The sequence below is a fragment of the Streptomyces sp. NPDC018693 genome, from assembly GCF_044391385.1.
Lineage (GTDB): Bacteria > Actinomycetota > Actinomycetes > Streptomycetales > Streptomycetaceae > Streptomyces.
Genome location: NZ_JBIRZZ010000001.1, coordinates 178,188 through 202,795, shown reverse-complemented (window position 1 = coordinate 202,795; position 24,608 = coordinate 178,188). Strand labels below are relative to the sequence as shown.

The following is a 24,608-nucleotide window of genomic DNA, read 5'->3' as shown; positions in this document are numbered from 1 at the left end:
GCTGCTTCGCTCCTAGGGTCGAGGCATGACCACCTCCGAGATCACCGAGACCCCGCACACCGCCGAAACCCGGTACGCCGCCGAAACCGTGTACGCCGCCGAAGAGCCCGCCCGTCTGAACTGGTCGCAGTACGCCCCCGAGGTCTACAAGGCGATGGTCCGGCTGGACGCGGCCGCCCGGCAGGGCCTCGACCCGGTGCTGTACGAGCTGGTGAAGATCCGTGCCTCGCAGATCAACCACTGCGCGTTCTGCGTCGACATGCACTCCAAGGACGCGCTCGCGGCGGGCGAGAGCGTGGAGCGGATCGTGCAGCTGAGCGCCTGGCAGGAGTCGCGGCACTTCTACACCGAGAAGGAGCTCGCGGCGATCGAGCTGACGGAGGCGGTGACGGTCCTCACCGACGGTTTCGTGCCGGACGCGGTGTACGAGCGGGCCGCCCGGCACTTCGAGGAGGCCGAGCTGGCGCAGCTGATCGCCGCGATCGCCACGATCAACGCGTGGAACCGTTTCGGGGTGACCACCCGTATGGTGCCGGGCCACTACCACCCGGGGCGGCACAAGTGACCACCCGTACCCGTCTCCTCGACCGCGAGGTCGCCCGTGCGATGTCCGCGGTCAGCGCCGCCGCGAAGCGGGGCCTGGGCGACCCCGCGCTCGCCGAACTGGTCGTCATCCGCGCCTCGCAGCTCAACCACTGCGCGTTCTGCCTCGACATGCACCTCACGATCGCCCGCGAGCACGGCGTGAGCGAGCGGCAACTCGACCTGCTGGCCGCCTGGGAGGAGGCCGGGGACGTCTACGACGCACGTGAGCGGGCCGCGCTGGCGCTGACGGAGGCGATCACGGTCCTGACGGACGGCTTCGTGCCGGACGCGGTGTACGAGCGGGCCGCCCGCCACTTCGACGACGAGCGGCTCGCCCATCTCGTCGGACTGGTCGTCGCCATCAACAGCTGGAACCGGGTGATGGTCGCCCGCCGGATCCCGCCCGGGGGATACACGCCATGAGCAGGGGCACCATGAACAAGGCCGACACGAGGAATGCCGACACAAGGAAGGTCGACACGTTCCGCGCGCTGCACCGCCGTCCGCCCGGCGATCCGCTGGTGCTGCCCGGTCCCTGGGACGCGGCCGCGGCGCGCGCGTTCGTCGACGCGGGTTTCCCCGCGCTGGCGGTCCCCAGCGCGGGGGTGGCCGCCTCGCTCGGATACGCGGACGGCGAGACTCCGGCCGGGGAGATGTTCGCGGCCATCGCCCGTATCGCGCGGGCGGTCGACGTGCCGGTGTCGGCGGATGTCGAGGACGGGTACGGGCTGTCGGCGAAGGAGCTGGTGGAGCGGCTGCTGGAGGCGGGGGCGGTCGGCTGCAACCTGGAGGACTCCGCGCACGGCGTCCTCCAGGACCCGAGGGCCCACGCCGACTGGCTGGCGGAGGTGCGGGCGGCAGCCGGGGACCGGCTGTTCGTCAACGCGCGCGTCGACACGTTCCTGCGCGGGGTCACCGACCCGGACCGGGCCATCGAGCGGGCCGCGTTGTACGTGGCGGCCGGCGCCGACTGCGTGTATCCGATCGCGGCGCCGCCCACCGTGCTGCCGCTGCTGCGCTCCGGCGTCCAGGGGCCGGTCAACGCCCTCTGCAACCCGACTGACGGTCCGTCACCGTCCGAGCTCGCCGAACTCGGCGCCACCCGGGTCACCTTCGGCCCGTGGCTGCAGCGGCTGGCGACGACGGCGCTGCGGGAGATCGCGGCGGACCTGAGGATCACGTAGGGCGGTCAACGCGAAGAGTCCCACCCCGCCTTGCGGGATGGGACTCTTCCGGACTCTTTCGTGGAGCGCTGGGCAGGTCTTGCACCTGCATTTCCCCGCAGGAAGCGGGGCGTCTTGCTTTGGACCACCAACGCACAGTCGGCTTCCGGGAGTTCCGGCGGCCGGTGTGTGATCAACTATAGCCCACACCGGCCACCGGAGTCACATCACGCCAGCTCAGATGAGGCCGAGACCGCGAACCGCGTCGCGCTCCTCCGACAGCTCCTGGACGGAGGCGTCGATGCGGGCGCGGGAGAACTCGTTGATGTCCAGGCCCTGGACGATCTCGTACTTGCCGTCCTTGCAGGTGACCGGGAAGGAGGAGATCAGGCCCTCCGGGACGCCGTAGGAGCCGTCCGACGGGATGCCCATGGAGGTCCAGTCGCCCTCGGCGGTGCCGTTGACCCAGGTGTGGACGTGGTCGATGGCGGCGTTGGCGGCGGAGGCGGCCGAGGACGCGCCACGGGCCTCGATGATCGCCGCGCCGCGCTTGGCGACGGTCGGAATGAAGTCGTCCGCGAGCCACTTCTCGTCGTTCACGACCTCGGCGGCGTTCTTGCCGGCGACCGTGGCGTGGAAGATGTCCGGGTACTGCGTCGCGGAGTGGTTGCCCCAGATGGTGAGACGCTTGATCTCGGAGACGGCGACGCCGGTCTTCTTCGCGAGCTGGGTCAGCGCGCGGTTGTGGTCCAGGCGGGTCATCGCGGTGAAGCGCTCGGCCGGTACGTCCGGGGCGGCGGCCTGGGCGATCAGGGCGTTGGTGTTGGCCGGGTTGCCGACGACGAGGACCTTGATGTCGTCCGCGGCGTGGTCGTTGATGGCCTTGCCCTGCGGCTTGAAGATGCCGCCGTTGGCCTCCAGGAGGTCGCCGCGCTCCATGCCCTTGGTGCGGGGGCGGGCGCCGACGAGGAGGGCGACGTTGGCGCCGTCGAAGGCGACGTTCGGGTCGTCGGTGATGTCGATGCCCTGCAGGAGCGGGAACGCGCAGTCGTCCAGCTCCATCGCGGTGCCCTCGGCGGCGCCGAGCGCCGGGGTGATCTCCAGGAGGCGCAGCTTGACCGGCACGTCCGCGCCGAGCAGCTGGCCGGAGGCGATGCGGAAGAGCAGGGCGTAACCGATCTGGCCGGCCGCGCCGGTGACGGTGACGTTCACGGGAGTGCGGGTCATGGCGTTCTCCGTATGACAGCTGGCGGTGGGGCTGATGATCGATCTCTCGGCGTCAAGAGATCTCGCGGTCAGGCTACAGGGTGGCCTTTCGCCGTGTGCGAGTGCGGGCCGTCTGTGGCCTGTCGCACCCACGCGGCGGTGCCGCATATCGGACACGGGTCCCGCGCCCCTGGATTCACCCACCCTCTGTTGACGAGGTACACCCCTCCTGCCCCGACGCCAGCCTCACGCAGGCCCTCGCCTCCGCAGGGCTGCGTACGGCGATCATCGGGGTGTACGCGATGGTGTCGCCGACCGTCGTGATCGCGTCCCTCTGCCTGACCGTACCCACGATCACCTGCACCGCGTCCCCCGGTGCCGCCTGTGTGATCCTCGCCCACGCGGCGCCGCAGGTCCTGCTGTAGCGGACCTCCACGAGAGTGGTGCGTACGGTGACGCTCCTGGCCGTGGTCACCCGGTCGCCGCTGCAGCCCATCGCCTCGGCGTCCTTGCCGTTGCAGCCGGCATCGCGGCACTGGACGCCGGGCGGGAGGGACGCGCTCGGGCTCGCCAGGGGGGAGGGGGAGCGTGTCGTACCGGCGGCCGCCGGGCTGCCGCTCGGGCCGCTGTCGGTCAGGAGGAACGCGCCCGCGGCGACGACCACGACGCCCACCAGGGCCGCCAGGAACGTCCATACCCGGTGACCGTGCGCCCGGCCGCCGCTCTCCCTCGGCATGGACGGCGACACGCCCGTACGGCCCGCGATCCCGGGCCTTACGGGCGCCTCCGCGCGGAGTGTCCTCGGCTTGAGCGCGTCGGCCTCGGGCGGTGGCCCGAACTCCCCCAGGGCTGCCCGTGCCCGCGCGATCCGCGGGGACTCGACCGCGCCGTCCTGTCGTGGCTCCGCCCGGCTCCAGGCCCGCTCGGCCAGCTCCCACATGGCCGTCAGGTGGAAGGGATCGGTGCCGGTGGCCTCCGCGAGGGCGATGATCGCCCCCTTGGGCGCCAGCAGCCGACCGTTGAGATAGCGCTCCCAGGACGTCTTGCTGTACCCCGTGCGGTCGGCCACCGCCGAGAGGCTCAGCCCGCTACGGTCCACGATCCTGCGCAGCTGTCCGGTGAACTCCCGCAACTGCGGATCGAGCTCCTGCGGCAAGGCCCTCCACCGAGGCATCGAACCCCCCTCTCCCCGGATGGGACACGTTAGCCCCGATGTGCCGTCAATTCGCTCCACATCCGCGAATTGTCGACGCATCGACACAAACGGTCACAGACGCCCGGTCACCCGAGCATCCGGTCACCCGAGCACCAGCGCGCCCACCACCGCCGTGCCGAGCAGTACCAGGAGCAGCAGGACCGCGGTGAGCAGCAGCCGCCCCGCTCCGGTACGGCCGGTCGGGGGCGGCGGCTCCTCCGGCCGCTCCCACCAGGGCACGGTCGGATCGTCCTCGTAGCCCTGCTCGGGCGCGTCCGTCTGCCCCCGCGCCGGACGCGGCCACGCCTCCACCGCCAACTCCCAGCGCACCACCTGCCGTTCCGCGTCCGCGCCGGTCAGTCCCGCGACCCGGCACAGCGCGGCCACCGCCTGCCGGGGCGGTGGCTGTACGGCGTTGAGATAGCGCTGCCAGGAGGACTTGCTGTAGGCGGTGCGGGCGCCGAGGGAGGCCAGGCTCAGGCCCGTCCGGTCCTTCAGTTCCCGCAGGTGCTCCACGAAGTGCCGTACCTCCGGCGGCAGCTCGTCCGGCAGTGGCTGCCAGGAGCCCATCGCGCACCCACCTCCACGGCGTCCCTCACGTCACCCGGTCCGATGCGGGGGACGAGCGCCGGCGGCCGTTCGGTTCCGTAGCGGAACGGTCACCTCCGTGCCACAGCGGGCTGACAGCCGTTGAACAGCGACTTCGCCGTGGGGAAGCGTGGAACGCGTCGGCGGCCCGCCCTCGCTCGGGGGAGGGGACGGGCCGCCGCGCAGGTCGGTTCAGCCACCGCGTCGGTTCAGCTGCTGACCGTGAAGTGCAGGGTGTCCTTCAGGAAGGGGATCTTCAGCCACGGGTCGGGCTGGGCCATCATCGCCAGCAGGACGATCACGGTTCCCAGGACGCCGTACGTCACGATGTCGGTGAAGCGCGAACGCACCGCGAGCATGCCGACGCTCGGCAGCAGCCAGCGCAGCACCGCGCCGCCGAGCAGGGCGGCACCGACCAGGATGGTGCCGATGCGGAAGACGTCGAGCGCGGTGAGCAGCAGCCCGAGCCCGACCGTGGCGAGCACGGCCAGCATCGGCCACTGCCGGGCGGGCGCCGGCGCGTCCCGCGGCGCCGCCCGGCCGCCGCCCTCGGGGCGCGCGGTGTCCCGGGTGAACCGCGGAAACCGCCGCGTACCGCGCCGCCGCGCCGCACCCGCACCGTTCCGTGAGGCGTCCGACTCCTCGACCCACCACGCGTCCCGCCGCGCTCCGCGCCGACGCGTGACCCCGTCACCGTCCCGCTCGGCGCGCCATACGCTCCGTCGCCGAGCGGACTCCGTGCCGCCCTGCGCGGCGTCCCGCTCCTCGCCTCGCCCGGCGATCCGCCGCCGAACCGAGTCCGTGCCGCCCCGCGCGACGTCCCGCTCCTCGCCGCGCCCGGCGATCCGCCGCCGGACCGACCCCTTGCCGCCCCGGGCGGTTTCCCGCTCCTCGGCCCACCACGCGTCGCGCCGCCGCGCGGATCCTCCGGTGCCGCCCCGCCGCGACGACGGCTCCCCGTCGCCCCGCGCCTCAGCCGACACTGCGCTCCGCCGCCTCGACCACGTTGACGAGCAGCTGGGCGCGGGTCATCGGGCCGACGCCGCCGGGGTTCGGGGAGATCCAGCCGGCGACCTCACGGACGTCCGGGTGGACATCGCCCACGATCTTGCCCTCGGCGCTGCGGGAGACACCGACGTCGAGGACGGCGGCCCCCGCCTTGACGTCCTCCGCGCGGACCAGGTGGGCCGAGCCGGCCGCCGCGACGATGATGTCGGCCCGCTTCAGGTGCGCCGACAGGTCCCGGGTGCCGGTGTGGCACTGCGTCACCGTGGCGTTCTCGCTGCGCCGGGTCAGCAGCAGCGGCATCGGCCGCCCGATGGTCACGCCACGGCCGACGACCACGACCTCGGCGCCCTTGGTCTCGACACCGTACCGGCGCAAAAGGGTCAGAACGCCATTGGGTGTGCAGGGCAGCGGCGCGGGCTCGTTGAGCACCAGGCGGCCCAGGTTCGTGGGGTGGAGCCCGTCCGCGTCCTTGGCCGGGTCCATCAGTTCGAGGATGCGGTTCTCGTCGATGCCCTTGGGCAGCGGGAGCTGGACGATGTACCCGGTGCACGCCGGGTCCTCGTTCAGCTCGCGGACGACCGCCTCGATCTCCTCCTGGGTGGCCGTGGCGGGCAGTTCGCGCTGGATGGATGCGATGCCGACCTCGGCGCAGTCACGGTGCTTGCCGGCGACGTACTTCTGGCTGCCGGGGTCGTCCCCGACGAGGATCGTGCCGAGACCGGGCGTCACGCCCTTCTCCTTCAGAGCCGCCACGCGGGCGGTCAGATCGGACTTGATCTCGGCTGCGGTGGCCTTGCCATCGAGAATCTGGGCGGTCATGCCCCCCATCCTCCCGGATGACCGGCCCCGGGTTCCAATCCGGTTCCCCTCCCACGTCGCCACGCATTGCACTTGCACAACATCCGGCGACTGCCGCTGGACACATTCGTCCCCTTGCAGAACGATTGACGTGGTCGACGCACCGTTGATCGACGCACCGTTGATCAACGCATCGACACGCAGTGCCGCGGGCAGTACGGGGGGACGGGACCGCACAGTCGACATTCCTCCGCGCCTGTGCCTAGCGTCCCCCACAGGCAGACGGAGGAAGGACCGCCATGAGCTTCGGCGACCCGAACAACCCCTATGGACCGCCGCCCCAGAACCCGCAGCAGCCGGGACAGCCCCAGCAGCCCGGTTACGGCTACCCGCAGCAGAACCAGCAGCCGCCCGGCTACGGCATCCCCGCGGCACCGCCGATCTCCCAGCCGTACCCCGGCGGCCCCGGCGGTCTCCCGCCCATGACGTCGATGCCCGGCACGGTGTCCGCGGCCCGGATCATGCTCTGGGTGATCGTCGGCCTGAACGTGATCGGCGCGTGTCTCTTCCTGCTCGCCGGCATCGCGGGCTCCAACGCGGACAACGTCGACGACTCGGAACTGCGCGACATCCTCGGGGACATCCCCTCCGGGCAGATGTACTTCTACAGCGTCCTCGCGGTGGCCTGGTTGATCTGGGCGGCCGTTCTCGCCGTGAAGTTCAAGACCGGTGGCAACAGCCTGCGCATCACCACGCTGGTCTTCGGCGTCCTGACCGCGATCCTCGGCGTCTTCCCGTTCTTCGGCATCGGCATCGTCCACCTGGTCCTCGGCATCCTGATCGCCGTCTTCGCCGGCAACTCCAACGGGCAGGCGTGGTTCAACCGGCCGCGCTACTGACGCGGCACTGAACATTGCGCAAATTCTCAGTGGCTCCTCGGTGAACGCCCCCTCCCCCTGGTCCGACGCGCCGCGCAAAGGCGTGAGTGTCGCTTGAGCAAGCCCTTACCCTGTCCGTTCGGACCAGGGGGGAGGCCGATGTCGATGACCATGTCGACGACACACAGCATCATCGTCGTACCACCGAGCTGCGAGGGCCCCGTCGGGCAGTTGAGGATCGGTCCGGGCGAGCGTCTCGCCTTCGGCCGGGCCGTCGCCGGCAACGATCTGGTGATCTCGCACGACGGGGTGTCCCGTACGGCCGGGGAGATCACCGCGGACCGCGCGTTCTGGACCCTGAGCAACCACAGCGCGGAGCAGACCTATGTGGTGGAGAACCCGGAAGGGGCGGGCGAGCACATCAAGGTGGCGCCCGGCCGCCAGGAAGCACCGATCCCGTTCGAGTTCTCCCGGGTGGTGCTGCCCGCCGCGGGCGACCTGCTGAGCTTCGACGTCTGGGCGCCGCGCCACAGTTACCGGTCCCCCGCCACCCACCCGTCGGGCGGCTTCGGCGGTGTCACGGCCCCGGCGTTCGCCCTCGACCGCACCAAGCGCTACTTCGCCGTCCTCGCCGCCCTGTGCGAGCCCCGCCTGCGCGGCGCCCCGCACGCCCCGCTGCCCACGGTCGACGAGGTCGTCGAACGGCTCCGCCCCACCTGGCCGGCGGCCGCCCGCTCCTCCGTGTACTGGAACATCGACTACCTCGCCGTCAAACTCCGGCTGCGCCCCGACCCGGACAGCGCCCCGCCCGGACAGCGCCTCAACGGCAAGAAGGAGACCTTGGTCTCGCTCGCCCTGCGCTTCGACCTCGTCCGCGAGGACGACCTGATCATGCTCGCCGGTGTCGCGCCGAGCGGGCTGGCGTCATGACCGGGGACGCCCACGAGGAGTCGTACGCCGTCCCCGTGCCCAGGGGCTACCGGGTCGGCCGCTGGGAGGTCCGCGAGCCGATCGCGTCCGGCGCCTTCGCGACCGTGTACCTCGCCCGGAACACTCTGCTGGGCACGGAGTTCCCGGAGTACGCCGCCCTGAAGTTCCTGCCGACCGGCACCCGCACCCCGCGCCAGCTGCACCACCTGCGGGAACTCGCCGAGCGCGAAGTGGACCTGCTGAAGCGGCTGCGCACGCCCCGCCTCATCCGCATGTTCGAGACCCTCACGGTCGAGGACCCCGACCTTCCCGACCTCGACGGCGCCACCGTCCTCGTCCTGGAACGCGCCGAGGGCTCCCTGGACACCGTCCTCGACCACGCCCCGGTCCCCTCCTCCGGCCCCGCCCTCCTCGCCCAGATCTGCGAGGGCCTGCACCAGCTGCACCACGCCCGCTGGGTCCACGGCGACCTCAAACCGGGCAACGTCCTGCTGATGAAGGACGGCTCGGTCCGCCTGGCCGACTTCAACGTGGCCGCCCGCCTTGAGGGCACCCACGCCTACTCCGCCTCCTTCGCCACCCCCGACTACACCCCACCCGAACTCCTCTGGCCCGAGGTCAGCGCCCGCGGCACGCTCACCCGCCCCAGCGCCGACATCTGGGCCTACGGCGTCCTCGCCCACGTCGTCCTCACCGGCACCTACCCCCTCCCGGGCGCCACCCCCCAGGCCCGCACCGACGCCGCCCTCCGCTACGCCCGCGGCACGGAGGAACTCCGCCTCTCCCCCGAACTCCCCGACGCATGGCGCCACATCATCGCGGACTGCCTCGGCCGCACCCACGAGCAACGCACCGACTCCGCCGCCCTGCTGCGCCGCGTTCAGGAGGCCGCCGGCACCACCCGTACCGCCCCGCTCCCCCGCCTGCGCCCCCGCCGACGCCGCCGCGCCGCTCTCCTCACCACCATCACCGCCGCCCTGCTCGCGGCCGTGGGGACGACGACGTACGTCCTCCTGCGCGACGACGGCCCCGCCTACGGCTACCACCGCTGCCCCTTCGGCTCCGTCTGCTTCTTCAGCGAGCCGAACGGCACGGGCGAGATGTGTGCCTGGGAGAAGGACGACCCCGACTGGCTGGCGGGGCCGGACGTGTGCGCCTGGACCGCGGACCGCCCGGTCAGGTCGATCTTCTACAACGGCGACGAGTCAACGGGCCTGGGCGGCGTCGCGTACTACCGCGGCCGCGACTTCACACCGGTCGGCCTCGACATCACCCGTCCCAACTCCCGGATGCGCACCGGCTGCACGGGACAACACGCACAGGGCAACCTGGCGGGCACGTACGCACCGCTGTCGCACCGGTTCATCGAGCACTGCTGAGAATCAGGGCGACGTGAACCTGGAAAGTTCCAGGTTCCTCACGCTCCCGCCCCGAGTGAGGATGTCTCCCGCACCGCCAAGTCACCAGCAGTGAAGAGGTAGGAGCATGTTCCACATCACGCGCCGCGTGACCGTCGGCCTCCTGGCAGCCTGCGCAGCCCTCGGCGTCGCGGTGGCCCCGGCGTCAGCGGCGGACTACCCGACGGACCATTTCGTCGTCGCCAAGACGAACTCGACCACCTGGGGCGACATCACCTGGTACAACCGCACCGCCAACATCAAGGGGACGGTCTCGGACCACACGACCGGCTACAGCACGGCGATCTTCGAAGCCTTCGCGGGGTCGACGAAGATCGACTCCGAGACGCGGTCCGCCAATGACACGAGCAGCCTCGGCGAGTGGCGCGACTTCAACTTCACGATCGGCGACCCGGACCTCGTCGGAGGCATCGACCGGATCAAGATCACCCTCTGCACGTACTACAGCTCGGGAAGGGTCTGCTCGGACCCCGAGAACTACTCCCGGGGCTGACTTCCGCGCCTAGAGGGAGTCGATGAAGAGGGCCCAGGCCCCGTCCCCGAAGAGGAGGGCGGGGCCTTCGGGGTTCTTGGAGTCGCGGACGGGGGTGATGCCGGGGAGGTTGTCGGCTACTTCGACGCAGTCGCCGCCCTCCTTGTTGCTGTAGCTGCTCCTGCGCCAAGCGCCGAGGTTGAGGTCAATCCCCCTGCTGGACTTCATGTCTGTAGGTCCTCGCTACTTCTTCGACCAAGGCCAGGGACTCCGCGGGCGGCAATGCGACGGCCCTGAGCAAATCGTACCGGTGACGGTACTCCCTGACACGGGAGGGGAAGTCGATGAGCTTCCCGTCAAAGTCGCCTTCGGTGTACACGACCGGAGGGGCATCGGGGAAGGTCATCACCTTGACCAAGGCGTACATGAGAGGGCACCAGACTGTCGTTTCCGGCACGATCTGCAGAACGCCCGAGTTGGAGCCGATCACGTCGATGACGTGCTCCAACTGCTCGGCCATCACCGCCGGTGGAAGCGGCGTTCTGCGAATGACCGACTCTCGCATGATCACCCAGTAGTCGGGAGGGTCGGCACGTTCCCACACCTTCTTACGTGCCATCCGCGCACGGACGAGTTCCTCGATCTTCTCCGCAGACGGGCCCGTCTCCCCGTACTGGATCAGCCCCCGCATGTACGACGCGGTTTGCAGCAAGCCGGGAATGACGATGGGCGCCCACTCCTCAATCGACGCCGCCTGCTTCTCCATGTCCGGGACGTCCGCGTAGTACCAGGGATGCCCCGCCCGCCTCGCCTTGGCTGCGTCTTCACACCGGCGTTTGAAGAACCCGTCGGTCTTCAACCGATCATCAACATGGATGGCCAGATCCAGCGGCATGCCCCGCTCCCCCCGCTCGATCTGGCTGAGCAGCGAGATCCCCCGGAAGCTGCCATCGGCCAACTGCTCCAGCGTCAGCCCCGCCAGCTCCCGTCGGTAGCGCAACTCTGCGCCGTAGAAGCAGGGAACGCTGACCGACGCGTCGGGATCCTTCTTAGCGGGCACGCCTAACCACCGCCATTTCCAAGTTGCCCTTGCACACCCGAAAGCCCTTCAACGGTACGCATATTGGCGACAGGCTGTGAGCCATTCGTCACATTCAGCAGACCGGAAAGGCACCCCACCTTGCTCCCCCACCGCCAGGAAACCGACCTCTGCATCGAGGAACTCCGCGCAGCCCTCGCCGCGCACGGCATCACGCTCCCCTCACTCACCGTCGACCTGCCGACGTTCGCGAGCAGGTACACCCACCCGCCCCTCGTAGAGCTGGGCCGCTGCCCGGTGGAGATCGCCCGCGCCCTGACCGCAGTACTGCGCAAGGCGGCCGAGGGGTGACTCCGCTCGTGCTCGATCTGCTCGCGCTCCCGAAGGCGGTCCCCGAGGTCCGCCGGGCGGTGCGCGAACACCTGGGCACGCCCTGCCCGGAGGCCCAGCTCTGCGTCAGCGAACTACTCGCGAACGTGATCGACCACGTCGGCGAGGGCACCCCGGTCACCGTGCGCGTCTTCCGCGCGTCTGACGGCCGTACCCGCCTGGAAGTCACCGACCCCGACGTACGCGCATGGCCGGCCGTGCGACGCCCAGCCGCGGACGACGAGTCGGGGCGCGGGCTGATGCTGCTGGACGCGGTCACACGTCGCTGGGGCGTGTGGCTGACACCGGCCGGCAAGACGGTCTGGTGCGAATTGTCCACCTGATGCGCTTCACTGGCCTCGGCCGCAGTGTCCGACGGTACGTCAGCGGCGGCAACCAGAAAGGTCGGCCCGAACACGTTCGGCTACGCCGCCAACGGCCGCTACAGCTTCTACATGGACGGTGCCTGGCGCCTCGCGAGCTACAACTCCCGTTCCTGCAGCTGACCGCGGGCGGCCGACGCGGGACTGCGCTCCTGATACCTGAAACGTCATAGGTACCCACACTTCGTCACCCTCGCCAACATGGCCATGACGAAACAGCACGCTGAACCAGCAGTCCCAACAGGGAAAGGACACATCCCATGACTCTTCGTACCGCACGCACCCGCCTGGGCGCCGCAGTCGTCGCCGCACTCGCCGCCGGCGCCCTGGCCGTGAGCACCTCACCGGCCTCGGCCTCGGCCTCGGCCGGCTACATCAACGGGGGTGGCGACTACACGAACGACTTCGGTGACGAGGGGCTGCTGTCCACCACTTCGTCCTACCGGAACTCGACCGCCACGTGTCTGTGGCAGCAGATCCTGTGGGCGGAGGGCGCCAACGAGTCGAACGGTACGGACTTCGACTTCTCGGACATCGACGGCATGTTCGGGCCGAACACAGAGCACGCCACCAAGAGGCTTCAGGTGACCTGGGGCCTGGCCGACTCGTTCAACGACGCCGACGGCAAGGTCGGCAGCAACACGTTCGGCTACGCCGACAGCAAGCTGCGGTACGTCTCGGGAAGCACGGCTTCGGGCGAGTACCTCCGGGTCAGGTACGACGGCGCGCTGCACGACCTCGACTTCCTCCGTGCCACCAACGGCCGCTACATCATCTACACCGCGAACGGCACATCGTCCGGCGGCGGCCCGGTCTACGCCTCGTACACCGCCAACTACTGCGACTGACCGCCACAGGGGGGACACATGCAGCTCAGCAGACGTGCCGCCGGGCTCCTCGCCGGAGCCGGCCTGGTCGCCGGTGCCGTACTCGGTTCGGCCGCGCCCGCGCAGGCGTACTCGCCGAACCCGCGTACAACGAGGCCGGGCGCAAGGTCCAGGTCGGCGGGGTGAAGTCGGCCGGGACCAGCAGCGCCACCGTGGACTACAACACCTACGACATGGACCTCGCGGAAGGCACGAAGCTCGTCATCGAGCTCTTCGACGACTCGGGGCTCACGGACAAGTTCGCCACGGTCAATTCCGCGGTGGCCTGAGCCGTCACAACACAGGTACCACCACACGAGGAAGTTCAGCCCGTGCATCCCGTAGCCCGCGTCTTGCAGATCCTTTTCCTGCTCGGCGGGCTCGGGATGTTCGCCTACCACTACCCCCCGGCTCCGGGACACGCCCCCGCCCCGGGGCGATAGCCTCACCCCCAACTGGTGTGACATCAGTGAACGTTGAGTAAGCAAGAAACAGTCGGGGGACTCATGACAGACCAGGCCGCCCTGCGCAGCGCGGGTGCGCTGCCCCTGGAGGTGGGGGATCCGGGGGCCATCGGGGCGTATGTTCCGCTCGGCCGGCTCGGGAGCGGCGGTATGGGCCGGGTGTATCTCGCCCGGCCCGCCGACGACCGGCCCGGCCTCGCCGCCGTGAAGGTGATCCGGCCCGAGTACGCCGACGACCCCGAGTTCCGGCGCCGGTTCGAGCGGGAGGCCGCCGTGCACGGGCGGGTCGACACCCCGCACGCGCCCGCCCTGCTCGGTACCGGGTTCGACGACTCGCTGCTGTGGATGGCGACCGAGTACGTGCCCGGCCTCAACCTCGCCGACGCGGTCCGCGACTGCGGCCGGCTCGCGGCGCCGGGGCTGTGGCGGCTGGTCGCCGAACTGGGGCAGGCGCTCGCCGCGCTGGCCGGCGCCGGTGTCGTACACCGGGATCTGAAGCCGTCCAACGTGCTCCTCTCCTCCCAGGGCGCCCACGTCATCGACTTCGGCATCTCGCAGGCCGCCGACGCGAGCGCCATCACCACGACCGGCTCCCGCGTCGGCACGCCCGCCTTCATGTCGCCGGAGTACCTGCGGGAGGGACGCTGCGACACCGCCTCCGATGTGTTCTCCCTCGCCGGCACGCTCATCTACGCCGCCACCGGCAGCGCGCCCTTCGGCGCCGGCACCGGCGTCGATGTGATGCACCGGGTCGCCTTCGAGGAGCCCAAGGCCGATGTCATGGCCCAACTGGCCTCCGTCGACCCCGCGTTGTCGTCCCTCCTCGCCGCCTGCCTCGCCAAGGACCCCGCCCACCGGCCCACCCCGCCGCAGCTGATCGGCTCCGCCCACGCGGCCGGACACGGTGGTACGACACCCTGGCAGGAGCCGCTCGGCACCCGCCTCCTCGAACGCCGGCGGGGCTACGACGCCCTGGCCCACGCCCCGGCCCACCAGACCGCCCACTTCCGCGCCCCGACCCAGCGCGTCACCACGCCCCACACCCCGGCCTCCTTCGGCCCGGCGACACCGCCGGGGGCGTACGGGACCCCCTACGGGGCGTACGCGTCGACTCCGCCCGGGCAGTACGGCGGCCACCCGTCGACCCCGCCCGGGTCCTACGGTCCGCCCGCTCCGGCCGTCACCATCGGCTCCGACCTGAACCGCGGCGCCCGACGGCGGCGGGCGACCTACCTCTCCCTGGTCACGGGGCTCGCCGTGGCCGCCGTAGCAGTCGGGGCCTTCCTCATGCTGCGCTCGTCACCCGGCGACGACACCGGCGACGACACCGCCGCCGGCGCCTACCCGACCGCTTCCGGCGACGCCACCGCGGACGACGCCCTGACCTCTCCCCTGCCCAGCATTTCGGCCTCCCCGTCCGCCTCCGCCTCGCCCTCCGACGAGGCGAAGAGCTCCGAGAGCCCGAAAAGCGAAGGGGAGAAGACGGAGAAGGAAGAGGAGAAGCGGCAGGACGCGGGCACCGGTGGCGCCGAGCCCACCGTCACGGTCACCGCCGCCGCCCCCGCCCCCGCCCCCGCCCCCGCCAAGACCAGCGCCGCCCCGTCCGAACCCGACTGGCTCACCCACTGCACGCACTACTCGGGCAGCGAACTCACCCGCTACGGCGACAAGAACGTCCGCGTCACCCAGGTCCAGTGCATGCTGACCAAGCGCGGCTACAGCGTCGGCAACGCGGGGGTGGACGGCCAGTTCGGCCAGGACACGCTGACCGCGGTGAAGAGGTTCCAGGCCGTCAAGGGCCTGGAGACGGACGGCGAGGTGGGCCCCCTGACCTGGGCGGCGCTGCGCGAGTCGACCTGACCCGCGCAGCCGGCCCGTGGGTGCGGCTCAGTGGAAGAAGTGCCGCGTCCCCGTGAAGTACATCGTGACGCCGGCCTTCTGCGCGGCCTCGACGACCTGTTCGTCGCGGACCGAGCCACCGGGCTGGACCACGGCCTTCACGCCGGCCTCGGTCAGGATCTCCAGGCCGTCGGGGAAGGGGAAGAAGGCGTCGGACGCGGCGTACGCCCCCTGGGCACGCTCGGCGCCGGCGCGCTCCACCGCCAGCTTGGCGGAGTCGACGCGGTTGACCTGGCCCATGCCCACGCCGACCGAGGCGCCGTCCTTGGCGAGCAGGATGGCGTTGGACTTGACGGCGCGGCACGCCTTCCAGGCGAAGGCCAGCTCGGCCAGTTCGTCGGCGGTCAGGGCCTCGCCGGTCGCGAGGGTCCAGTTGGCCGGGTCGTCGCCGTCGGCCTGGAGGCGGTCGGTGACCTGGAGCAGGACGCCGCCGTCGATCGGCTTGACCTCGACGGGGTTGGCCGGGCCCTCGGGGCAGCGCAGGACGCGGATGTTCTTCTTCTTGGTGAGGGCTTCGAGCGCGCCGTCCTCGTAGTCGGGCGCGACGATGACCTCGGTGAAGATCTCGGCGACCTGCTCGGCCATCTCCTTGGACACCGGGCGGTTCACGGCGATCACGCCGCCGAACGCGGACAGCGGGTCGCAGGCGTGCGCCTTGCGGTGGGCCTCGGCGACGTCCGCGCCGATCGCGATGCCGCACGGGTTGGCGTGCTTGATGATCGCGACGCAGGGCTCGGCGTGGTCGTACGCGGCACGGCGGGCGGCGTCCGTGTCCGTGTAGTTGTTGTACGACATCTCCTTGCCGTGCAGCTGCTCGGCCCTGGCCAGGCCGGTGGCGCCGGCGTCGACGTAGAGGGCGGCGGGCTGGTGCGGGTTCTCGCCGTAGCGCAGGGTGTTCTCGCGGTCCCAGGTGGCGCCGAGGAAGTCGGGGAACTGCGAGTCGTCCACCGGGGCGTACGACGAGGCGAACCAGGAGGCCACCGCCACGTCGTACGCCGCCGTGTGCTGGAACGCCTCGGCCGCGAGCCGCTTGCGGGCGGGCAGGTCGAAGCCGCCGTCGCGCACGGCCTCCAGGACGTCCGTGTAGCGGGCGGGGCTGGTGACCACGGCCACGGACGGGTGGTTCTTGGCCGCCGCGCGGACCATCGACGGGCCGCCGATGTCGATCTGCTCCACGCACTCGTCGGGCGAGGCACCCGAGGCGACGGTCTCGCGGAAGGGGTAGAGGTTGACGACGACGAGGTCGAACGGCTCCACGCCGAGCTCCGCCAGCTGCCGCTGGTGGTCCTCCAGGCGCAGGTCGGCGAGGATGCCCGCGTGGACCCGGGGGTGCAGGGTCTTCACCCGGCCGTCGAGGCACTCGGGGAAGCCGGTGAGCTCCTCGACCTTGGTGACGGGGACGCCCGCGGCGGCGATACGGCCGGCCGTGGAGCCGGTCGACACCAGCTCGACGCCGGCCTCGTGCAGCCCGCGCGCGAGGTCCTCCAGCCCGGTCTTGTCGTAGACGCTGACCAGTGCGCGACGGATCGGCCGCTTGTTGCTCTCGGCGGTCACTGGATAACTACCTTTCGTCCCTCAATGCGATGGCCGTGGCGGGCGAGCCGCCCCACGACCTCGACGAGCAGCCTTCGCTCGACTTCCTTGATGCGCTCGTGCAGCGCGCTCTCGTCGTCCTCGTCCCGGACCTCCACCACGCCCTGGGCGATGATCGGCCCGGTGTCGACGCCGTCGTCGACGAAGTGGACGGTGCAGCCGGTGACCTTGGCGCCGTACGCGAGGGCGTCGCGCACGCCGTGGGCCCCGGGGAAACTGGGGAGGAGGGCCGGGTGGGTGTTCACGAACCGGCCGCCGAAGCGGGCCAGGAACTCCTTGCCGACGATCTTCATGAACCCGGCGGAGACGACGAGGTCGGGCGCGTACCCGGCGACCGCCTCGGCGAGGGCGGAGTCCCATTCCTCCCGCGTGCCGTAGTCCTTGACCTTCCGCACGAAGGTGGGGATCCCGGCGCGCTCGGCGCGGGCGAGTCCCTCGATGCCGTCCCGGTCGGCCCCGACGGCGACGATCCGCGCTCCGTAGGACTCGGCTCCGACGCGCTCGATCTCGTCGAGCAGGGCCTGCAGATTCGTACCGGATCCGGAGACCAGCACGACGAGGCGCTTGGCCACGGTGAGCCCTTTCTCGGGTGAACGTCTTTGTATGGTCGTACGAATGCTTCACGCCCCCGGATACGGGGAAGTCTACGAACCGGCCGACCGTCAGCAACGATACCGGCACACCGGAAGGCCCCCTCGGGACGGGGGCGTGGCCGGAAGGTAGCGTCTGGGACGAGCCGGTCCGGGAACGCGGTGGTCGTGCCGTGCGTTTCCCGGATGGACGCTCGTGGAATTTCCTCGTGGAATTTCACGGACGCCCACGGAAGCTCACCACAGCTCACGGAAGCTCACGCCGAAGTCACCTAGGGGAAGACGCTCTCTTGATGCCGGACCGCAGCCTGCGACTCCTCACGTTCCCGCCGCTCCCCGCCCAGGCCGGGGACCGTGGCGCCGTGCTGCTGCGGGAGCGGCCCGGCTCCCCGCCCGAGACGGGCGAGGCGGGCGACGGCCGGCGCGACGGCGACCAGCAGGACGACAACCCCTTCGCGCCGCCGCCGGAGGGCGCCCCCGACCGGCCCTGGCAGCCCCGCCATCCCTCGCCGGGCGGCGACCAGGGGCAGCAGGGCGACGGCTCGCCCTGGGGCAGCCAGTGGAGCGACCGCCAGCCCGGCCGGTCCCCCGGCGGCTTCGGCCAGCGTCCCGGCGACGGTCCGAGCGGTTCGAGTGGGTCCGGTGGGTCCGGCGGGTCCGGTGGCACGCGCTGGGACCCCACCGACCCCGCCCAGCGCCGGGCTCGGTATGCGCTGCTCGGCGGCATGTGGGCGTTCTTCTTCGCCCTCTTCAGCTGGACGTACCTGGCGCTGCTGCTGGGCGCGCTCGCCTTGTACTGGGGCATCAGCGCCCTGCGCGCCAAGCCCCGCACACCCGACCCCGACGCGCCGGCCGCGCCCGGCAAGGGCCGCCCGCAGACCACCGCCGCGATCAGCGGCCTGGTCACGGCGTCCCTGGCGCTGACCGTGGTCGCGGCGGGCTTCACGGCCCAGCTGGTCTACCGGGACTACTACACCTGCAAGCAGGACGCCCTCACGAACGAGGCGCGGCAGCAGTGCAGCGACCACCTGCCCGAGCAGCTGCGGGGCATTCTGGACGACGAGGGCTGAGGTCCCGTCTCAGTCGCTCCCGGGTTCGGCGGAAGGCGGCCGGCGCTCGGTGGGTTCGGTCGGCTCGGTGGCTTCGGTGGCTTCGGTGGGTGACTCTGCCGCGTCCTTGAGGGCCGCCCAGCGGGCCCGGCGGGCGGCCTCGTCGTCGTGCCAGGGCTGCTGCTCGTAGGGGGTGAGGGGCAGGAAGTCGTACGGCTCGAAGGTGGGGTCGGTGTCGGGGGCGAAGTCCAGGTCGAGGTCCGGTTCCGGATTCGGCTCGGGCGTGCGCGGGGCGCCGATCGTCGCCGTGTCAGGGGTCGGGGTCGCTACGGCCGTCTCGGCACCGTCCGCGTTCTCGGCGCCGTCCGCGCCCTTGGCTCCGCGTCGCCGGCCCCGCCAGATCCGTACGCCGTCCGTGCCCTTGCCTCGGCGTCCCCTGGCCCGCCAGGCCCGTACGACGAGCGCCGTCGGGACCGCCGTCACCGTGAGCCAGGCCAGCGCCGCCGCGCCGACCTGCCACCACACCGGGCCGAAGCGGGCGAGCGCGCCGACCCCGAGCGGCCCGCCGGCCAGCGCGCCCAGCCCGCTCATCGCGGCCGCGCAGAGGGCGGCGGCGAGGAGGACGGTGAGGGTGGTACGGCCGGCCGACCAGACAGTACGGCCGGACGACTCGGCCGGACGACCGCGGAGCCACGGGGACTCGGCGGCGGATCCGCGGAGCTCCGCGGCACGGCTCGGCAGGTCGGCGGCACGGCCGGCCGGCCCAGCGATGCCGCCGGTCGACCATGCGCGGCGAACCCCTGAATCCTCCACCGAACGTCCCGCGCTTCCTCCTCCCGGTGTCCCCTCCTCCCCTCGGGTCGCCGCCCGCGCCACGAACCACCCCACGATCACCCCGGCCACCACCGGCACCGCCCCCGCCGCCCAGTTCCACGGCGTGCCGGGGCCCGCGTCGGGCACGGCGGCCAGCAGCGGGAACGGGGGCAGCAAGGGCGCCGGGTCGGAGTAGAGCGGGGTGACCGGGTGCCCGGTGCCGAGGGTGAAGCCGGGGCCGAGGGCATAGGCGGCGCCCCACAGCGCCGCGTTGGGTACGAGCGCCACGCACAGCAGCAGCACCGCGAACCGCCCGGACCACCCCTCCGTCAGCCGGAGGAAGGTCACGCACGCCGCCCCGCCGTGCCACACCGACGACGCCGCCACCAGCCCGGCCCCGCCCCCGACGAGCAGCGCGACCCCGGCCCCCGCCGCCCGCGCCGCCGTCCCCAGACCCGAGCGGCCGGCCGACCCGAGCAGCAGCCGCCGTACCCCACCGGGCAGCAGGAGCAGCGCGCTGTCCACGGGGTCGCGGGGACGGCCGTACGCGGTCCATACTCCCACCCCGGCGGCCAGGACCACGACCGACGGCAGCGCGGCCGCCGTCCAGGGCCACGAGGGGCGCAGGTCGCCGCTTGCCGCGTACAGGGCGGCGCCCGCGCCGACGGTGAGATAGCCGAGGACGACGCCCGTCCACGCCGTACGGGCGCTCGCCGCGGCCCCGTCCTCGTCGGCGAGCGCGGCGTCCCGTGCCGCCCGGTGCACCAGCCAGACCGGCAACAGGAACAGCAGCAGCGGGGTGACACCGACCGGGGCGGGGACGCCGGAGAGCGTGTCGGCGCGGACGAGTTCGGCGCCATGGGCGAGCAGCCACAGCGCGGCGGCGATGTGCAGCGCGCCGCCCGGCCCGCTGTCGGGGTAGGGCGAGCTGATCCACAGCACCATCACGAGCACGGCGAACGAGCCGAGCCCCAGGCCGGCCGCGAGCACACCCCCCAGGATGCCCGCGACCAGTCCGGGTGATCGGTCGCGCGGCCGGGTGAGCAGGGGCGGCGGGGACGAGCGGCGAGCGGTCATCGGGAGCACGCCCGTCATGCTCCCAACGACACACGCCTTCCCGTCGTAACAGGCGAAGCCCCGTTGTGTCGCTCAATATGTGTTTATGTGCTTTTTCCTACGGAAGGGGGCCCGGTGACACAGAGTCCCGCCACCCCGCTCCCCTCTCCCAAGGAGCGCCGACGCCTACGCGAGGCAGGCTCGCTGACGCAGGCTCAGGTGGCCACGCGGCTCGGTGTCAGCCGGAAGACGGTACGCGCCTGGGAGACCGGCCGGACGACCCCGCACGGCCGCAGGCGGGAGGAGTACGCGGCACTGCTGGCGTCGCTGAGGGGGCCGACGGAAAGTCAGCCCTCGGCAAGCGTCAGCCTGCTGAAACCGGAGGAGCCCGCCGAGGAGAGGCACGCGGCCACGCCGGAACCCTCCCCCCTGACGGCTCCTCCCTTGACCCCCGCTCAAGCCTTCGACGCGCTGTACGCCTTCTGCGCCCCCGCCCTGGTACGGCAGGCATACCTCCTCACCGGCCGCCGCGAACTCGCCCGCGAATCCGTCGAACGGGCCTTCCAGCACGCCTGGGACCACTGGCCCGAGGTGGCCCGCGACCCCGACCCGGCGGGCTGGGTGCGGGCGGCGGCGTACGAGTACGCCCTCTCCCCCTGGCACCGGCTGCGCCCCCGCTACCGCCACCCCGAGCCCCCGCCGGCCGACGCCGCCGACCGCGCGCTCCTCGACGCGCTGCTGAGGCTTCCGCCGTCGTACCGCCGTACCCTCGTCCTCTACGACGGGGTCGGCCTCGACCTGCCGGAGACCGCGGCGGAGACGGAGGCGAGCACACCGGCGGCCGCCAACCGCCTGCTCCACGCCCGCGAGGAGATCACCGCCCGCCTCCCCGACCTCGCCGACCCGGCCCTGCTGCACCGCCGCCTCGCCGAACTCGCCTCCTCGGAGCGCCTGCGCGCCGCCAGACCCCCGACGGTCCGGTTCACCAGCGAACGCCGGGCCCGCTTCTGGACCCGCGCGGCCATCGCCTTCACCATCACGATCATCGGTGCCACGGCCCTCACCGTCCGCACGGCCCCCACGGCCTACGAACCCCCTGTCCCACCCGGCGAAACGGTCCAGGGCGTCCCCAGGAAGGCCGCCCCCGGCACCCTCTCCGACGCGGAAATCTCCCTACGCGCCAAGCTCAGGTCACATACCGCCCACGGCCCCCAACGCCTCGCACCGGAGCCCCGATAGCCGCATGGCTGCGGGCGGTGGGCGCAGCGGGACCCCGCCGGCGCGGGCGAGCGAAAAGGCCGGCGGGCCCGCCCCCCGCAGGGAACGGGCCCACCAAGGCTCAGCCGAGGCTCTGCCAGGAAGCTCAGGCGCTGAGAATCTCCCGCGCCAGCTTCGCCGTCTCGGTAGGCGTCTTGCCCACCTTGACGCCCGCGGCCTCAAGGGCCTCCTTCTTCGCCTGCGCGGTACCGGAGGACCCGGAGACGATGGCACCGGCGTGGCCCATCGTCTTGCCCTCGGGCGCCGTGAAGCCCGCGACGTAACCGACGACCGGCTTGGTCACGTTCTCCTTGATGAACGCCGCGGCACGCTCCTCCGCGTCACCACCGATCTCACCGATCATCACGATCAGCTCGGTCTCGGGGTCGTCCTGGAAGGCGGCCAGCGCGTCGATGTGCGTGGTGCCGATGATCGGGTCACCACCGATACCGACGGCCGTCGAGAAGCCGATGTCCCGCAGCTCGTACATCATCTGGTACGTCAGCGTCCCGGACTTCGAGACCAGACCGATACGGCCCGGCTTGGTGATGTCACCGGGGATGATGCCGACGTTCGAGCCGCCCGGCGTGATGATGCCGGGGCAGTTCGGGCCGATGATGCGGGTCTTGTTGCCCTTCTTGCCGGCGTACGCCCAGAAGGCGGCCGTGTCGTGCACGGCGATGCCCTCGGTGATCACGACGGCCAGCGGGATCTCCGCGTCGATGGCCTCGACGACCGCGTCCTTGGTGAACTTCTCCGGCACGAAGATGACGGAGACGTTGGCGCCGGTCTTCTCGATGGCCTCCTTGACGGTCCCGAAGACGGGTACCTCGGTGCCGTCGAAGTCCACGGTCTGACCCGCCTTGCGCGGGTTCACGCCGCCCACGACGTTCGTGCCGTCCCCGAGCATGAGCTTGGTGTGCTTCATGCCGGTGGCGCCGGTCATGCCCTGGACGATGACCTTGCTGTCCTTGTTGAGCCAGATAGCCATGGTGTTTGGTGTCCTCGTCCTGAGTGCTTACTTGGCGGCGGCGGCCAGCTCGGCGGCCTTGTCGGCCGCGCCGTCCATGGTGTCGACGCGCTGGACCAGCGGGTGGTTGGCGTCGGTGAGGATCTTCCGGCCCAGCTCGGCGTTGTTGCCGTCGAGGCGGACGACGAGCGGCTTGGTGACCTCCTCGCCGCGGTCCTCCAGGAGCTTCAGCGCCTGGACGATGCCGTTGGCGACCTCGTCGCAGGCGGTGATGCCACCGAAGACGTTGACGAACACGGAGCGGACGTCCGGGTCGCCGAGGATGATCTCCAGGCCGTTCGCCATCACCTGGGCGGAGGCGCCACCGCCGATGTCCAGGAAGTTGGCGGGCTTCACGCCACCGTGGTTCTCACCGGCGTACGCGACGACGTCGAGAGTCGACATGACCAGACCCGCGCCGTTGCCGATGATGCCGACCTCGCCGTCGAGCTTGACGTAGTTGAGGCCCTTCTCCTTGGCGGCGGCCTCCAGCGGGTTGGCCGCGGCCTTGTCGTGGAGCTCCTCGAAGTCGGGGTGACGGAACTCGGCGTTGTCGTCCAGCGACACCTTGCCGTCGAGGGCGATGACCTCACCGGAGGCGACCTTGGCCAGCGGGTTCACCTCGACGAGGAGGGCGTCCTCCTTGATGAAGGTGTCCCACAGCCGGACGAGGACGTTCACGACCTTGTCCGCGACCTCGGCCGGGAACTTCGCGGCCTCGACGATCTCGCGGGCCTTGGCCTCGTCCACACCGTCGATCGGGTCGATCGCGATCTTGGCGACGGCCTCCGGACGGGTGGCCGCCACCTCCTCGATCTCCACGCCGCCCTCGACGGAGGCGATGGAGAGGAAGGTGCGGTTCGCACGGTCGAGGAGGAAGGAGACGTAGTACTCCTCGACGATCTCCGGAGCGGTCTCGGCGATCATCACCTTGTGGACCGTGTGGCCCTTGATGTCCATGCCGAGGATGTCCGTCGCGCGGGCGACGGCCTCGTCCGGGGTGGCGGCGAGCTTGACGCCGCCGGCCTTGCCACGACCACCGACCTTCACCTGCGCCTTGACGACGGACTTGCCGCCCAGACGCTCGGTGATCTCGCGCGCCGCCTCAGGCGTGTCGATGACTTCACCGGCCAGCACCGGTACATCGTGCTTGGCGAAGAGGTCCCTCGCCTGGTACTCGAACAGGTCCACGCGCTTCCGTCCCTATCAGTGATCTCGCGGTTCGTTGGATGCGTGGGCGTGCCGCGAGGGCAACGTGACGACCGCATGTGTCACAAGGGAAGCGCACACGGTGTCCGAGCGCGCGGCATGTCCGTCTCGCAGGTTATCGCTGCTTACGGGAGCCCTCTAAATCGCGAGTCACACCTGAGCGGTGATACCTGTCACATGATGCCGCCCTCACTGACACAGCGTGCCGCCCGTGAGGTTCCCGGCGAGGTCCCACCGGGTTGGGGTCGACCCGGTGAGACCCCCGTGCCCAGCCCGTAGGGGCTGTCGCGGGCCGGCCGTCCCCACCCCGACGAGGACGACCCACCCCATCCGCGGCACACCACCCGGACGGATCCGACGGCTTTCGGCCGTCCGGGTCGGCGACTCCGCGGAGCCTGTCCGGCCAGCGGGTCGACGCCCGAGCGGACCGTTCCGGTCAGACCCTGGACGAACGGCGCGACCCGACCGGTGACCCCATACCCGAAGGCGTCGCCCTGCCCGGCCACCCCTCCGCCACAGCAGCACGGCGTCCGCGGTGTCCTGGGCGACCTGACCGGCCGGCCCGGCGGCACACGACGGCGCGTCGGCGACGACCTGACCGGCGGCCCACTGAACACCGGCGACGGCGTGCCCGGCCGGCCCTTGGGCCTCCGGGACCGCACCCACGGCGACTCCCTGAATCGGGGACCGCACCCTCAGTGGCACCGTGAACCCCGGGGACCACATCCCCGGCGACTCCCGAAACCCCGAGGGCCACACCCCGGCGACTCC

Annotated in this window: 26 protein-coding genes; 14 read left to right on the top strand and 12 right to left on the bottom strand. The window is 71.5% G+C overall.

Annotation, left to right across the window (positions count from 1 at the left end; genetic code table 11):
• The first annotated feature begins 25 nt into the window (after nt 1-25).
• The 3 genes from ACH5AC_RS00990 to ACH5AC_RS00980 are packed head-to-tail and all read left to right on the top strand — an operon-like array spanning nt 26 to nt 1,769.
• Nucleotides 26-565: a carboxymuconolactone decarboxylase family protein gene (locus ACH5AC_RS00990; RefSeq protein ID WP_398859390.1), complete on the top strand. Its 540-nt coding sequence runs from the start codon at nt 26-28 to the stop codon at nt 563-565.
• Nucleotides 562-1,008, top strand: a complete 447-nt coding sequence (locus tag ACH5AC_RS00985; protein WP_398859389.1) for a carboxymuconolactone decarboxylase family protein — start codon at nt 562-564, stop codon at nt 1,006-1,008. Before ACH5AC_RS00990 ends, ACH5AC_RS00985 begins: the two co-directional genes overlap by 4 nt.
• Nucleotides 1,005-1,769, top strand: coding sequence for an isocitrate lyase/phosphoenolpyruvate mutase family protein (locus ACH5AC_RS00980; protein WP_398859388.1), 765 nt, complete (start codon nt 1,005-1,007; stop codon nt 1,767-1,769). The genes ACH5AC_RS00985 and ACH5AC_RS00980 overlap by 4 nt, the downstream gene beginning before the upstream one ends.
• Nucleotides 1,770-1,985: 216 nt before the next feature.
• Here ACH5AC_RS00980 and ACH5AC_RS00975 read toward each other — a convergent pair whose 3' ends face one another.
• The 5 genes from ACH5AC_RS00975 to ACH5AC_RS00955 form a co-directional block, all read right to left on the bottom strand.
• On the bottom strand, nt 1,986-2,975 hold the full coding sequence (locus ACH5AC_RS00975) for a malate dehydrogenase (protein ID WP_398859387.1): 990 nt from the start codon (nt 2,973-2,975) through the stop codon (nt 1,986-1,988).
• A gap of 175 nt (nt 2,976-3,150) precedes the next feature.
• Nucleotides 3,151-4,128: a DUF2690 domain-containing protein gene (locus ACH5AC_RS00970; protein WP_398859386.1), complete on the bottom strand. Its 978-nt coding sequence runs from the start codon at nt 4,126-4,128 to the stop codon at nt 3,151-3,153.
• A gap of 123 nt (nt 4,129-4,251) precedes the next feature.
• Entirely contained in the window at nt 4,252-4,719 is a 468-nt protein-coding gene (locus ACH5AC_RS00965; RefSeq protein ID WP_398859384.1) for a helix-turn-helix domain-containing protein, read from the bottom strand.
• A gap of 227 nt (nt 4,720-4,946) precedes the next feature.
• Entirely contained in the window at nt 4,947-5,582 is a 636-nt protein-coding gene (locus ACH5AC_RS00960) for a DUF3017 domain-containing protein (protein WP_398860048.1), read from the bottom strand.
• Nucleotides 5,583-5,709: 127 nt separating this feature from the next.
• On the bottom strand, nt 5,710-6,564 hold the full coding sequence (locus tag ACH5AC_RS00955; protein WP_398859383.1) for a bifunctional methylenetetrahydrofolate dehydrogenase/methenyltetrahydrofolate cyclohydrolase: 855 nt from the start codon (nt 6,562-6,564) through the stop codon (nt 5,710-5,712).
• Nucleotides 6,565-6,842: 278 nt separating this feature from the next.
• Here ACH5AC_RS00955 and ACH5AC_RS00950 point away from each other — a divergent pair, with 278 nt between their 5' ends.
• The 4 genes from ACH5AC_RS00950 (at nt 6,843) to ACH5AC_RS00935 (ending at nt 10,262) form a co-directional block, all read left to right on the top strand.
• On the top strand, nt 6,843-7,442 hold the full coding sequence (locus ACH5AC_RS00950; RefSeq protein ID WP_398859382.1) for a hypothetical protein: 600 nt from the start codon (nt 6,843-6,845) through the stop codon (nt 7,440-7,442).
• Nucleotides 7,443-7,592: 150 nt separating this feature from the next.
• The gene (locus tag ACH5AC_RS00945) at nt 7,593-8,351 is read left to right on the top strand and encodes an FHA domain-containing protein (RefSeq protein WP_398860046.1); all 759 of its coding nucleotides are present in this window, start codon (nt 7,593-7,595) and stop codon (nt 8,349-8,351) included.
• The gene (locus ACH5AC_RS00940; protein ID WP_398859381.1) at nt 8,348-9,730 is read left to right on the top strand and encodes a protein kinase; all 1,383 of its coding nucleotides are present in this window, start codon (nt 8,348-8,350) and stop codon (nt 9,728-9,730) included. The genes ACH5AC_RS00945 and ACH5AC_RS00940 overlap by 4 nt, the downstream gene beginning before the upstream one ends.
• 106 nt (nt 9,731-9,836) lie before the next feature.
• Complete coding sequence (locus ACH5AC_RS00935) at nt 9,837-10,262, top strand: hypothetical protein (RefSeq protein WP_398859379.1); 426 nt, start codon at nt 9,837-9,839, stop codon at nt 10,260-10,262.
• A 9-nt stretch (nt 10,263-10,271) separates the two neighbouring features.
• Here ACH5AC_RS00935 and ACH5AC_RS00930 read toward each other — a convergent pair whose 3' ends face one another.
• Nucleotides 10,272-10,469, bottom strand: coding sequence for a DUF397 domain-containing protein (locus tag ACH5AC_RS00930; protein WP_398859378.1), 198 nt, complete (start codon nt 10,467-10,469; stop codon nt 10,272-10,274).
• The gene (locus ACH5AC_RS00925) at nt 10,447-11,301 is read right to left on the bottom strand and encodes a helix-turn-helix domain-containing protein (protein WP_398859377.1); all 855 of its coding nucleotides are present in this window, start codon (nt 11,299-11,301) and stop codon (nt 10,447-10,449) included. The genes ACH5AC_RS00930 and ACH5AC_RS00925 overlap by 23 nt, the downstream gene beginning before the upstream one ends.
• Nucleotides 11,302-11,421: 120 nt before the next feature.
• On the opposite strand from ACH5AC_RS00925, the gene ACH5AC_RS00920 reads away from it, so the two are divergent.
• The 5 genes from ACH5AC_RS00920 (at nt 11,422) to ACH5AC_RS00900 (ending at nt 15,222) form a co-directional block, all read left to right on the top strand.
• Nucleotides 11,422-11,631, top strand: a complete 210-nt coding sequence (locus tag ACH5AC_RS00920; RefSeq protein WP_398859376.1) for a hypothetical protein — start codon at nt 11,422-11,424, stop codon at nt 11,629-11,631.
• Nucleotides 11,628-11,993 carry an ATP-binding protein gene (locus tag ACH5AC_RS00915; protein ID WP_398859373.1) on the top strand — a complete coding sequence of 122 codons (366 nt, stop codon included), beginning with the start codon at nt 11,628-11,630 and terminating at the stop codon, nt 11,991-11,993. Before ACH5AC_RS00920 ends, ACH5AC_RS00915 begins: the two co-directional genes overlap by 4 nt.
• Before the next feature lie 299 nt (nt 11,994-12,292).
• The gene (locus ACH5AC_RS00910; protein WP_398859372.1) at nt 12,293-12,880 is read left to right on the top strand and encodes a peptidoglycan-binding protein; all 588 of its coding nucleotides are present in this window, start codon (nt 12,293-12,295) and stop codon (nt 12,878-12,880) included.
• Between the two features lie 161 nt (nt 12,881-13,041).
• Nucleotides 13,042-13,188 carry a hypothetical protein gene (locus tag ACH5AC_RS00905; protein WP_398859371.1) on the top strand — a complete coding sequence of 49 codons (147 nt, stop codon included), beginning with the start codon at nt 13,042-13,044 and terminating at the stop codon, nt 13,186-13,188.
• 216 nt (nt 13,189-13,404) lie between these two features.
• A complete protein-coding gene (locus tag ACH5AC_RS00900; RefSeq protein WP_398859370.1) occupies nt 13,405-15,222 on the top strand; it encodes a protein kinase in 1,818 nt (605 codons plus the stop codon).
• Between the two features lie 27 nt (nt 15,223-15,249).
• On the opposite strand, the gene purH is transcribed toward ACH5AC_RS00900, so the two are convergent.
• Entirely contained in the window at nt 15,250-16,815 is a 1,566-nt protein-coding gene (purH, locus tag ACH5AC_RS00895; RefSeq protein ID WP_398859369.1) for a bifunctional phosphoribosylaminoimidazolecarboxamide formyltransferase/IMP cyclohydrolase, read from the bottom strand.
• Nucleotides 16,812-17,426 (bottom strand): phosphoribosylglycinamide formyltransferase, encoded by a 615-nt coding sequence (gene purN / locus ACH5AC_RS00890; protein WP_398859368.1) that lies wholly within the window; start codon nt 17,424-17,426, stop codon nt 16,812-16,814. The genes purH and purN overlap by 4 nt, the downstream gene beginning before the upstream one ends.
• A gap of 311 nt (nt 17,427-17,737) precedes the next feature.
• Here purN and ACH5AC_RS00885 point away from each other — a divergent pair, with 311 nt between their 5' ends.
• On the top strand, nt 17,738-18,514 hold the full coding sequence (locus tag ACH5AC_RS00885; protein ID WP_398859367.1) for a hypothetical protein: 777 nt from the start codon (nt 17,738-17,740) through the stop codon (nt 18,512-18,514).
• Nucleotides 18,515-18,523: 9 nt separating this feature from the next.
• On the opposite strand, the gene ACH5AC_RS00880 is transcribed toward ACH5AC_RS00885, so the two are convergent.
• The gene (locus ACH5AC_RS00880) at nt 18,524-20,401 is read right to left on the bottom strand and encodes a DUF6350 family protein (RefSeq protein ID WP_398859366.1); all 1,878 of its coding nucleotides are present in this window, start codon (nt 20,399-20,401) and stop codon (nt 18,524-18,526) included.
• Between the two features lie 96 nt (nt 20,402-20,497).
• On the opposite strand from ACH5AC_RS00880, the gene ACH5AC_RS00875 reads away from it, so the two are divergent.
• Entirely contained in the window at nt 20,498-21,601 is a 1,104-nt protein-coding gene (locus ACH5AC_RS00875; protein WP_398859365.1) for a sigma factor-like helix-turn-helix DNA-binding protein, read from the top strand.
• 124 nt (nt 21,602-21,725) lie between these two features.
• Here ACH5AC_RS00875 and sucD read toward each other — a convergent pair whose 3' ends face one another.
• Together sucD and sucC are read right to left on the bottom strand one after the other, a co-directional pair.
• Nucleotides 21,726-22,610 (bottom strand): succinate--CoA ligase subunit alpha, encoded by an 885-nt coding sequence (gene sucD, locus ACH5AC_RS00870; RefSeq protein ID WP_398859364.1) that lies wholly within the window; start codon nt 22,608-22,610, stop codon nt 21,726-21,728.
• A gap of 27 nt (nt 22,611-22,637) precedes the next feature.
• Nucleotides 22,638-23,819 carry an ADP-forming succinate--CoA ligase subunit beta gene (gene sucC, locus ACH5AC_RS00865; RefSeq protein WP_398859363.1) on the bottom strand — a complete coding sequence of 394 codons (1,182 nt, stop codon included), beginning with the start codon at nt 23,817-23,819 and terminating at the stop codon, nt 22,638-22,640.
• Between the last annotated feature and the right edge of the window lie 789 nt (nt 23,820-24,608).

Bases quoted from the DNA above. Each gene is read 5' to 3' on its own strand.
- ACH5AC_RS00990 (WP_398859390.1), top strand. From the start codon at position 26: ATGACCACCTCCGAGATCACCGAGACCCCGCACACCGCCGAAACCCGG.
- ACH5AC_RS00980 (WP_398859388.1), top strand. From the start codon at position 1,005: ATGAGCAGGGGCACCATGAACAAGGCCGACACGAGGAATGCCGACACA.
- ACH5AC_RS00975 (WP_398859387.1), bottom strand. From the start codon at position 2,975: ATGACCCGCACTCCCGTGAACGTCACCGTCACCGGCGCGGCCGGCCAG.
- ACH5AC_RS00970 (WP_398859386.1), bottom strand. From the start codon at position 4,128: ATGCCTCGGTGGAGGGCCTTGCCGCAGGAGCTCGATCCGCAGTTGCGG.
- ACH5AC_RS00965 (WP_398859384.1), bottom strand. From the start codon at position 4,719: ATGGGCTCCTGGCAGCCACTGCCGGACGAGCTGCCGCCGGAGGTACGG.
- ACH5AC_RS00955 (WP_398859383.1), bottom strand. From the start codon at position 6,564: ATGACCGCCCAGATTCTCGATGGCAAGGCCACCGCAGCCGAGATCAAG.
- ACH5AC_RS00950 (WP_398859382.1), top strand. From the start codon at position 6,843: ATGAGCTTCGGCGACCCGAACAACCCCTATGGACCGCCGCCCCAGAAC.
- ACH5AC_RS00945 (WP_398860046.1), top strand. From the start codon at position 7,593: ATGTCGACGACACACAGCATCATCGTCGTACCACCGAGCTGCGAGGGC.
- ACH5AC_RS00940 (WP_398859381.1), top strand. From the start codon at position 8,348: ATGACCGGGGACGCCCACGAGGAGTCGTACGCCGTCCCCGTGCCCAGG.
- ACH5AC_RS00935 (WP_398859379.1), top strand. From the start codon at position 9,837: ATGTTCCACATCACGCGCCGCGTGACCGTCGGCCTCCTGGCAGCCTGC.
- ACH5AC_RS00930 (WP_398859378.1), bottom strand. From the start codon at position 10,469: ATGAAGTCCAGCAGGGGGATTGACCTCAACCTCGGCGCTTGGCGCAGG.
- ACH5AC_RS00910 (WP_398859372.1), top strand. From the start codon at position 12,293: ATGACTCTTCGTACCGCACGCACCCGCCTGGGCGCCGCAGTCGTCGCC.
- ACH5AC_RS00900 (WP_398859370.1), top strand. From the start codon at position 13,405: ATGACAGACCAGGCCGCCCTGCGCAGCGCGGGTGCGCTGCCCCTGGAG.
- ACH5AC_RS00885 (WP_398859367.1), top strand. From the start codon at position 17,738: ATGCCGGACCGCAGCCTGCGACTCCTCACGTTCCCGCCGCTCCCCGCC.
- ACH5AC_RS00880 (WP_398859366.1), bottom strand. From the start codon at position 20,401: ATGACGGGCGTGCTCCCGATGACCGCTCGCCGCTCGTCCCCGCCGCCC.
- sucD (WP_398859364.1), bottom strand. From the start codon at position 22,610: ATGGCTATCTGGCTCAACAAGGACAGCAAGGTCATCGTCCAGGGCATG.